The organism is Pseudoalteromonas sp. RB2-MNA-CIBAN-0110, assembly GCF_040309305.1.
Lineage (GTDB): Bacteria > Pseudomonadota > Gammaproteobacteria > Enterobacterales > Alteromonadaceae > Pseudoalteromonas > Pseudoalteromonas arctica.
On sequence record NZ_JBEOOQ010000250.1, the window covers coordinates 1 to 253 of the forward strand.

The following is a 253-nucleotide window of genomic DNA, read 5'->3' on the forward strand; positions in this document are numbered from 1 at the left end:
CCCTTAAGTTAGTTACTGAGCAAGGCGGTGAAATAGTCAGCGAGTTTGCAGCGCCTGCCAACATGAAAGGCTATGTTGCCGACTTTAAAGGCCAAGTTATTACTTTATATATCACCGCCGACGAGCAATATTTATTTACCGGCCCTATGCTTGACGCCAATGGTAATAATGTAGGAGAGCAAGCGGCACACGACTACGCTACAGGCCCTAAAGCGCAAAAAGACTGGCAAACATTAGAGAGTAGCCATTGGAT

Annotated in this window: 1 pseudogene; it reads left to right on the forward strand. The window is 46.2% G+C overall.

Annotation, left to right across the window (positions count from 1 at the left end):
- Positions 1-253: pseudogene (locus tag AAEY68_RS21370) on the forward strand (thiol:disulfide interchange protein DsbG); the annotation flags it as partial.